The organism is Segatella salivae DSM 15606, from assembly GCF_000185845.1.
Lineage (GTDB): Bacteria > Bacteroidota > Bacteroidia > Bacteroidales > Bacteroidaceae > Prevotella > Prevotella salivae.
Window position 1 is genome coordinate 525,954 of sequence record NZ_GL629647.1, and the last position, 2,792, is coordinate 528,745.

The 2,792-nt window shown below is 35.0% G+C and carries 2 protein-coding genes and 1 pseudogene; all 3 read left to right on the forward strand.

Annotated elements, in window-relative coordinates; genetic code table 11:
• The first annotated feature begins 255 nt into the window (after positions 1 to 255).
• The 3 genes and pseudogenes from HMPREF9420_RS14540 to HMPREF9420_RS02205 all read left to right on the forward strand — a co-directional run bounded on the left by HMPREF9420_RS14540 (position 256) and on the right by HMPREF9420_RS02205 (position 2,498).
• Positions 256 to 507: a hypothetical protein gene (locus HMPREF9420_RS14540; RefSeq protein WP_007133763.1), complete on the forward strand. Its 252-nt coding sequence runs from the start codon at positions 256 to 258 to the stop codon at positions 505 to 507.
• A 16-nt stretch (positions 508 to 523) separates the two neighbouring features.
• Positions 524 to 1,231, forward strand: a pseudogene (locus HMPREF9420_RS15000) (RHS repeat domain-containing protein); the annotation flags it as partial.
• 553 nt (positions 1,232 to 1,784) lie between these two features.
• Positions 1,785 to 2,498 carry a hypothetical protein gene (locus HMPREF9420_RS02205; protein ID WP_007133766.1) on the forward strand — a complete coding sequence of 238 codons (714 nt, stop codon included), beginning with the start codon at positions 1,785 to 1,787 and terminating at the stop codon, positions 2,496 to 2,498.
• Positions 2,499 to 2,792: the final 294 nt, after the last annotated feature.

Here is a 2,792-nt window from a genome sequence, read left to right on the forward strand (position 1 = left end):
TTTTATTTGACAACGTACAAAAATAATTGAACAGTCACGAGAATTAAATAACGAAATGAAATGAGAAAGAAACTATTTTTTTATTATTATTGATTTGTTGTACGTATCTTTTATCCGCAAAGAACAAACGCGAGCTCCCTTTCTATCAAGTTTTAGTTCCTAAGAGTATTGCCACACAACTTGATGAAGGTTACGGAAAAGAGTTTGTCAATGCAAGTGCGAATGTGTATAATTTACTAGATAAAAAGGAAAAAAATGGTAAACGGAATCTATGCCTTTAAAGGGCAAGGGCCACATTTTCCTCGAAAAATATTCATTTATCGTGATAAAAAGATTTTCTTCTTCCAAAGTGTTGGCGCATATAATCCAAACGGAATAATTAAGGAGTACTCTACATTCTTATCCGAGAATAAATTAACTAATGCCGAGACCATTATGTATCTAAGGGCAATATATGAATATTTAAAAGATGAAAACGGTATACAATATGGAGCTGAAATAAAATAGATAATGAATAAGGTTAAGCAAACCTTGTATAGGCAAGTTCAGCAATGTCTATGGTGTCAGTAGCAATAATATTACGGCTGGTCAGAAAGATTATGCTACACGCATGATGCAGATAGAGAAACAACGTAAGGAGTATTATAAGTCGCTCGGCACGCTGCCGGGTGTTCCTACGATGAAGGGGGCAACGGCAGATTCCGACAACACCCACCGTGGTTATAACGACATTATCGGGGACTTGGGCGACCACTCCGTGCCCGAAGGTTGGGTGCAACGACCGAAGTTCAATGAAAAGGGAGATGTTCCCGGCCCGCCTATTCAATGGCAGAAGCCCTAAGACCCGGATAATGCCCAACCTGGCTATGGTTATATCCCAACAGATACCACCAACACCGAGGACATTTTCTTCTATCACTCCGACCACCTCGGCAGCACAAGTTATATCACCGACAAAGACGCCAACATCACCCAGTTTGACGCCTATCTGCCCTACGGCGAGTTGTTGGTAGACGAGCACTCCTCATCAGAAGACATGCCGTATAAATTCAACGGCAAGGAATTGGACGAGGAAACGGGGCTATATTATTATGGTGCAAGATACATGGACCCTGTTACAAGTTTGTGGTATGGAATAGATCCTTTAACTGAGAAATATGCTTCCGTTAGTGGTTATGTCTATTGTATCGGAAATCCGATCAAGTTTATTGATCCAGATGGAAAAAAAGTATATCAAGGAAATATGATTGTTATTTATTATGAAAAGGGCAAATTGACTATGTCTCCAAAAGCCAACGAGAATACAAAGGCTCTTTTTAATGGAATGATGAAAACAGAGACCGGTAGGAAACAACTTGCATTATTAGTAAATTCTCCAACAAAAATACATTTAATATATAGCCATAGGAATACAGAAACAAAAACGACAACGACATATGCTGAGACTCAGCAAGCAACTGCTGATGGAAGTAGTATAAGACTGAAAAATAATCGTTATAGTTCCACATGGGCAAAAATAACTTTTTTCGTTGATATGATAGAAAAATCTACAAAAGAAGAAGGAAATGCAAATTTTGGTTTAAGTTTAGAGGAGGCATTAGGAGCGGAGGCTAGCCATGAATCTGTTCATGCAGCAGATCCCGTTCAAGTTGATCGGGATATTCGATCAAGTCAGCCCAAACAAAAAAAAGTTCCTTCCTCTACATATGAGAAAAAAGCAAGGCAAACGGAACAAAAATATCGAGATGAATTAAGTAAACAAAAACAAGCAGAAACACCAAAAGATGAAAAATAGATTTTGTATATTATTTGTGGTACTTTTTATGGTATTGCAGATTGGTGGTCAAAATTCCGAGATCACTATTACTTTACCTGATAGAATTGCTATTAAGGTTTGTAAGGAATTTAAAGTTAGAGTTAGGAGTAAAACCATCATAGGAAAGCTTTCTCAAATTAAGAGAGGAACATATGATGGCGTATACTCTTTTCGGTTAAGTTTTCAGCCGCATTACCCAACAAAACTTTTTGTTATAAATGGTGGAGAAGTTCATGTTTTTCAAAATTTAGGATTTGAAAATTCCGTAAATGTTATAAATGAAGTATGTAGTTATCTATCAGATAATAATTGTAATCGACGGTTTATAGAAATGGCATTGATAGGTTTATATAAATATGTCTATGGAGAATATGGATTAGACTATGGGACAAATGTCTATTATAAATATATACCAGATTTCAATAATGATAGTGAAAAGAATACTTTTATCCTATCAAGAGTTAAAAATATAAAGAATATTGAGGAAGAGGCTTTGCAATTATCAAATGAAAGAAACCTCTTATCTCATGCTATTGTAGATTATATTAAGAAAGAGAAAATGAATAGCGAAGAAGCTATTATACTATTAAAATATGTCATAGATGGAACAGGAGTAAAAAATCTATATACTCCCAAAGCAGATACGAGCAGTGGTAGACTTTGGACAAAGAAAGTAAATTGATATATCGATATGACAGATCGGGAGTTAATGCAGTGTTCCCTATCTCAATTGTAAAATAAGGTTTTACAATGTTTAAAAATATTACATATGTCATATTTTTGTGCTTCTGTATATCTGCAAAAGCACAAAAATTGAACAAAAAAGATTTATATGCAGACGCTATATGCAGATTGCATAAAATTCAGTTACAAGCTTCATATTTAAATTCTTCTGATACTCTTTATATTATTCCTAATGACAGAAACATTAAGATAAAAAAAATAATATGATTTCTAATGACTTTCCACAGCTCAA